Source organism: Modestobacter lacusdianchii, assembly GCF_054177765.1.
On sequence record NZ_JBJJTJ010000055.1, the window covers coordinates 1 to 6,650 of the forward strand.

5 protein-coding genes are annotated in these 6,650 nt (G+C 74.2%); all 5 read right to left on the bottom strand.

The annotated features are described in order from the left end of the window. Nucleotides 1–102: 102 nt before the first annotated feature. A complete protein-coding gene (locus ACJTNH_RS20590) occupies nt 103–2,028 on the bottom strand; it encodes a penicillin-binding transpeptidase domain-containing protein (protein WP_458179118.1) in 1,926 nt (641 codons plus the stop codon). 105 nt (nt 2,029–2,133) lie between these two features. Then, nucleotides 2,134–2,985, bottom strand: coding sequence for a GNAT family N-acetyltransferase (locus tag ACJTNH_RS20595; RefSeq protein WP_458179120.1), 852 nt, complete (start codon nt 2,983–2,985; stop codon nt 2,134–2,136). 33 nt (nt 2,986–3,018) lie between these two features. Next, nucleotides 3,019–4,173, bottom strand: coding sequence for a flavodoxin-dependent (E)-4-hydroxy-3-methylbut-2-enyl-diphosphate synthase (gene ispG, locus ACJTNH_RS20600; protein ID WP_222193828.1), 1,155 nt, complete (start codon nt 4,171–4,173; stop codon nt 3,019–3,021). 18 nt (nt 4,174–4,191) lie between these two features. After that, nucleotides 4,192–5,571: a M50 family metallopeptidase gene (locus ACJTNH_RS20605; RefSeq protein WP_458179124.1), complete on the bottom strand. Its 1,380-nt coding sequence runs from the start codon at nt 5,569–5,571 to the stop codon at nt 4,192–4,194. Between the two features lies 1 nt (nt 5,572). Continuing rightward, the coding region (gene dxr / locus ACJTNH_RS20610; RefSeq protein ID WP_458179122.1) for a 1-deoxy-D-xylulose-5-phosphate reductoisomerase at nt 5,573–6,650 on the bottom strand (1,078 nt) is incomplete at its 5' end.

Sequence of the window (6,650 nt, forward strand, 5' to 3'; positions counted from 1 at the left end):
CCCCCCCCCCCCCCCCCCCCCCCCCCCCCCCCCCCCCCCCCCCCCCCCCCCCCCCCCCCCCCCCCCCCCCCCCCCCCCCCCCCCCCCCCCCCCGGGACGGCGTCAGAGTGCGCCGAGGAACGCGTCGGCGACCGCCACGGCGGCACTGCTGGACTGACCTGCCTCGACCAGGACGGCGAAGGCCAGGTCGCCCTGCGGGCCACCGAGCTGATAGCCCATGAACCAGCCGTGCGAGTCCGGCGGGGTGTTGGTGCCGAACTCCGCGGTGCCGGTCTTGCCGTACAACTCACCCCGGTCGGACAGCCCCGAGGCCGTGCCGCTGAGCACGACCTGGCGCATCATCGGCCGCAGCTGGTCCAGCACCGCCTGGCCGGGCCCGGCCGGCGCGGGGCCGGCAGCGTCGGCCCCGACCACCTCGACCGGTGCCGCCGGCGTGCCGCTGGCGATGCCCGCGGCGACCAGGGCCAGCTGCGCCGGGCTCATCAGCACCTGCCCCTGGCCGATGGCGTCGGCGGCCTTGGTGGTGCCGGTGCTCGTGGTGGGCACCGCACCGCTGAAGACCCCCACCGGCAGCTGCCAGTCGGTGCCGACACCGTAGGAGGCGGCCGCGGCGTTCAGCGCGTCGTCGGGCAGCTGCATCGCCTGCTGGATGAAGGTGGTGTTGCAGGACTGGGCGAACGCCTCGGTGAAGGGGACCGTGCCGAGGTCGAACTGGTCCTCGTTCTCGAACTCCCGGCCCTCCACGACCGTCGTCCCGGGGCAGGGCACCGCGGTGTCCGGGGTGAGCGCACCGGCGGAGAGCAGCGCGGTCGCGGTCATCGTCTTCATGCTCGAGCCGGGCGGGAACTGCCCGGACAGCGCGTTCGCCGGGTTGGCGGCCTCGTTCGAGCTCACCGCCAGCAGCTCGCCGGTGCCCGGTCGCACCACGACCAGGTGGGTGGCCAGCGGCTGGGTGGCCACCGCGGCGTCCGCGGCGCCCTGCACCGCAGGCAGCAGCGGCGTCTGCACCGGGGTGCCGGGCACGGGCTCGACGGTGGCGACGACCCGGCCGGCGTCGGAGAGGCTCTCGTCGGTGCTGGCCACCGAGACGGTGAAGCCCGGGGTGCCGGTCAGCTGCTCCTGGTGGGCGCGCTGCAGGCCGGAGAGGCCCAGCCGGTCACCGGCGGCGTAGACCTGCTCGCCGTCCTCCCCCGCAGTCTCCTCCAGCACCTCGGCGGTGGCCTTCCCCACCCGCCCCAGCAGGGCGGCACCGAAGCGGGCGGTCGGCGCCAGCAGCCGGCTGCTGGTCGGGAAGACCGCGCCGGGCAGGTCGTAGACCTGGGCGCGGATCGCCTCGAAGTCCGGCCGCCGCAGCGTGATCACCGGCACGAACTGCCCGGCCGGGGCGGCCTGCACGTCAGCGGTGACCTGCTCGGCGGAGACCCCGGTCGCGGCGGCCAGCCCGGCGGCCAGCGCCGGCAGGTCGGTCACCTGCGCCGGGTCGACACCGACGTTGACCACCTCGGTCTCGGTGAACAGCGGCGCGCCCGTCCCGTCGGTGATCGGCGCCCGCTCGGGCAGCGACCGGCTCACCACCAGGTGCTGCCCCTCCCCCAGTTCCGGGTGCACCACGGTCGGCTCGGCGACGACCTGCCAGCCGTCCTCGCCCTCCTGCAGCTCCAGCGCGGCGTCGTAGGCCCAGTCGGGGGCGGCCGCGAGGTCCCAGGTGGCCTGCCAGTCGACCGTGGCGGTGCCGTCCTCGACCTGCACGTCACCGAGCTCGGCGGACAGCGACGCCTCGGGCAGGTCGGTGGCGGTCTGCTCCAGCAGCGCGGTGGCGGCCGCCGGGTCGGTGGTGCGGTCGGCCGCCGCGGCGGTCTCGCCACCGGACCAGTCGTCCAGGAAGGCCTGCGCAGCCGCCCGCACGTCGTCGGTGGGGTCGCTGGAACACCCGGCGAGCAGCGGGACGAGGAGGACGACGGCCGCCCCGCCCGCCGTCGCCACGCGGCGCATCGTCCCGGTACCGCTGGTCAGCTCTCGGCTCAGCACACCCCCACCCTGGCAGATGGCCGGTGCTGATCCGGAAGTGCGCGCCGCACCAGCCCCACGTGCCCCAGCGCGAGCCGACGAGCGGTGGGGGGCAGCGGGGCCCGCCTAGAAGAGGACCGAGGCGTACGTGCCGACCGGCCGGAAACCGACCCGCTCGTAGGCCGCGCGGGCGGCCCCGTTGTAGTCGTTGACGTAGAGGCTCACCACCGGCGCGATCGCCGTCCGGGCGTACTCGACCACGGCGGCCGTGCCCCGCTGGCCGATGCCCTGCCCCCGGTACCGCGGGGACACCCAGACGCCCTGCAGCTGGCACGCCGCGCGGGACACCGCGCCGACGTCGGCCTTGAACAGCACCTCGCCGTCCTCGATCCAGGCCAGCGCCTGGCCGGCCCGCACCAGCTCGGCGACCCGTGCGCGGTACCCGGCACCGCCGTCGCCCCGGAGCGGGCTGACCCCGACCTCCTCGGTGAACATGGCGACCGCCGCGGGCAGCAGGGTGTCCAGCTCGCCCAGGCCGACCGGGCGCACCCGGGGCTCGGCCGGCACGGCCGGCGGGCCCTCGATCGCCAGCAGGGGCTGCCGGGCCCGCACCTCACGGGCCGGGCCCCAGGACGGCGCCAGCAGCTCCCACAGCGGCAGCACCGAGGCCGCCGGGCCGACGATGGTCGAGCAGCGGCGGCCGGCCCGGCGGGCCAGCTCGGCGAAGGCGGAGGCCGCCGTCTGCTCGCAGCCCGGGCGGGCGAACGGGATCAGGTTGGCGCCGGCCAGGCAGACCGCGTCCAGCCGCCGCCCCGAGTGCAGGCCCCACAGCGGGGCGCCCAGCGAACCGGTCGCCGTCCCGTACGCCTCGATCCGGCCGGCGAGCATGCAGGCCGCGACCGGGTCACCGGCCAGCAGCTCGGTGACCGCGGCCTCGTCCTCGGCGTCCAGCACCCGGGCAGGCGACGAACGCAGCACCCGCTCCACCTCCCCGGTCGGCTCGGCAGCCGGTCAGGAGACGGTGACGACCGGCGGGCCCGACGGCGTGCCGTCGGCGACCTGCGCCTCGGCGATCCGCATGGCCTCCTCGATCAGCGTCTCGACGATCAGCGACTCGGGCACGGTCTTGACCACCTCGCCCTTGACGAAGATCTGGCCCTTGCCGTTGCCCGACGCCACGCCGAGGTCGGCCTCGCGCGCCTCGCCCGGCCCGTTGACGACGCAGCCCATGACCGCCACCCGCAGCGGCACCTCCATGCCCTCCAGACCGGCGGTGACCTCGTTGGCGAGCTTGTAGACGTCCACCTGGGCCCGGCCGCAGGACGGGCAGCTGACGATCTCCAGACCGCGCTGGCGCAGGTTCAGCGACTCCAGGATCTGGTTGCCGACCTTGACCTCCTCCGCCGGCGGGGCGGAGAGGGAGACCCGGATGGTGTCGCCGATGCCCTGGGACAGCAGCGCCCCGAAGGCGACGGCGGACTTGATCGTGCCCTGGAACGCCGGGCCGGCCTCGGTCACGCCGAGGTGCAGCGGGTAGTCGCACTGGGCGGCCAGCAGCTCGTAGGCGCGCACCATGACCACCGGGTCGTTGTGCTTGACCGAGATCTTGATGTCGCGGAAGTCGTGCTCCTCGAACAGCGAGCACTCCCACAGCGCGGACTCGACCAGCGCCTCCGGGGTGGCCTTGCCGTACTTGGCCAGCAGCCGGCGGTCCAGCGAGCCGGCGTTGACGCCGATCCGGATCGGGGTGCCGGCGTCCTTGGCCGCCTTGGCGATCTCGCCGACCTTGTCGTCGAACTTCTTGATGTTGCCCGGGTTGACCCGGACGGCGGCGCAGCCGGCGTCGATCGCGGCGAAGACGTACCGCGGCTGGAAGTGGATGTCGGCGATCACCGGGATCTGCGACTTCTTGGCGATGATCGGCAGCGCCTCGGCGTCGTCGGTGTCGGGCACCGCGACCCGCACGATCTGGCAACCCGACGCGGTCAGCTCGGCGATCTGCTGCAGCGTGGCGTTGATGTCGGCGGTCTTGGTGGTGCACATCGACTGCACGCTGACCGGGGAGTCGCTGCCGACGCCGACGCCGCCGACGTCGAGCTGGCGGGTCTTCCGGCGCGGGGCCAGGACGGGCGGCGGAGAGGCGGGCATGCCCAGCGAGACGGTCACGAGAAGTCAGTCTCCCACTTACTGCAGGGTGATCGGGTTGACGATGTCGGCAACCAGCAGGGTGCCCGACAGCAGCACGAACAGCGCGGCCACCACGTAGGCCACCGGCATCAGCCGGGCGATGTCGAAAGGCCCCGGATCGGGGCGCCCACGCACCCGGGCGACGGTCGACCGCGCCTTCTCGTACAGGGCCCCCGCCACGTGCCCACCGTCGAGCGGGTAGATCGGCAGCAGGTTGAACAGGAACAGCACCAGGTTCACGCTGGCCAGCAGGCTCAGGAAGAAGCTCAGCTTCTCCAGCGCGCTGAACTCGGTGAGCGCGAAGTACTCCCCGGAGATGCGGCCCACGCCGACCACGCCGATCGGCCCGTTGCGGTCCCGCTCCTCGCCCAGGAAGGCGGCGCGGAACAGCTGGGGCACCCGCTCGGGGATCTCGACCAGCCGGGCGACCGACTGGGTGATGACGTTGGCGAAGTAGCCGGGCACGTCGCTCAGCGACTGGCGGGCGAACCCGGGCACCGGGCTGACGCCCAGGTACCCGGCGGTCATCGTGTCCTCGCCGGTCTGGTCGGTGTAGACGGTGGTGGCGATCGGGGTCACCGTCAGCTCGCGGCGCTCGCCGTCCCGCTCGATCGTCAGCGCCACCTCGTCCCCGGGGTGGGCGCGGATCGCGTCCTGCACCGTCGTCCAGCTGGCGTGGTCGGTGGGGTCGATGACCTGACCGTCGATGGCCACGATCGTGTCCCCGGGGCGCAGACCCGCCTCGGCCGCCGGGCTGGCGACCGGGAGGGAGCAGTCCGCCGTGCCCTCCTCGCACACCTGACCGGCGTCCGCGCCCGAGGTGACGATCGGCACCTGGCACGGGTCGTCGGCCGTCGCGCTCTCGGCGCCGGCGGGCACGACGCACGCGGGCACGCTGGACACCTGGGTGGTCAGCACGTTGGTGCCCAGCACGGTGAGCACCAGGGTGAAGAAGACGACCGCGAGGACCAGGTTGTGCAACGGCCCGGCGGCCATCACGATCACCCGCTGCCACCAGGGCTTCTTGTAGAAGACCCGGTCGCCGTCGCTGGGCCGCACGTCGTCGAGCGCGGCGCCGCGGACCTCGGCGATGAAGCTGCGCATCCGGGTCGCGCGCTTGCTCTCGTTCTCCTCAGCCGGCGGGATCATGCCGACGATCCGGATGTAGCCGCCCAGCGGCACGGCCTTGATCCCGAACTCGGTCTCCCCGCGACGGCGGGAGAACACCGTCGGGCCGAAACCGACGAAGAACTGCGGCACGCGCATGCCGAACTTCCGGGCCCAGTAGAAGTGCCCGAACTCGTGGAAGCCGATGCTGAACAGCAGACCGATGGCGAAGGCGACGAATCCGAGGACCGTCAGGAGGAACCCGCTCAGCTCAGCTCCCTTGTCCGTTGCCCTGGCCGATGACGGCGCGGGCGTGCTCCCGGGCCCACTTCTCGGCGGCCAGCACGTCCTCGACGCAGGTGGGTGCGCCGAGGTCCGGCGCGGCGTCGAGGGTACGCGCGATCACCTGCACGATCGCTGGGAACGAGAGGTGTCCGGCTGTGAACGCCGCGACCGCCTCCTCGTTGGCCGCGTTGTACAGCGCCGGGACGACACCGCCGGCCTCTCCCGCCTCCCGGGCGAGCCGCACCGCGGGGAAGACCGCGGAGTCCAGCGGCAGGAACTCCCAGGTGCTCGCGGCCGACCAGTCCAGCGCCGGCTGCACGTCGGGCAGCCGGTCGGGCCAGGCCAGCGCCAGCGCGATCGGCAGCCGCATGTCCGGCGGGCTGGCCTGGGCGATGGTGGCGCCGTCGGCGAAGGTCACCATCGAGTGCACGATCGACTGGGGGTGCACCACCACGTCGATGTCGGCGTAGGGGACGTCGAAGAGCAGGTGCGCCTCGATGAGCTCCAGGCCCTTGTTGACCAGGGTCGCGGAGTTGATGGTGACCACCGGCCCCATGTCCCAGGTCGGGTGGGCCAGCGCCTGCTCCCGGGTCACCCCGGCCAGCTCCTCGGCCGTCCGGCCGCGGAAGGGGCCACCGCTGGCGGTGAGCACCAGCCTGGCCACCTCCCCGCGGGAACCACCGCGCAGGCACTGGGCCAGCGCGGAGTGCTCGGAGTCGACCGGCACCAGCTGACCCGGAGCGGCCGCGGCGGTCACCAGCTCGCCCCCGGCCACCAGGGACTCCTTGTTGGCCAGTGCGACGGTGCGCCCGGCGGCGAGCGCCGACAGCGTCGGCCGCAGCCCGATCGACCCGGAGATCCCGTTGAGGACGACGTCGGCGGGGCGGGTCGCCAGCTCCTCGGCGGCGCGGGGACCGGCCAGGATCTCCGGCAGCGCGTAGTTGCCCTGCGCCCAGCCGCGCTGCTGGGCGGCGGCGTAGAAGGCCAGCTGCAGGTCCTGGGCGGCGGTGGCCCGGGCCTCCCCGACCGTCGGGACCCCGTGCGCGACCGCCGGCTCGGCCACG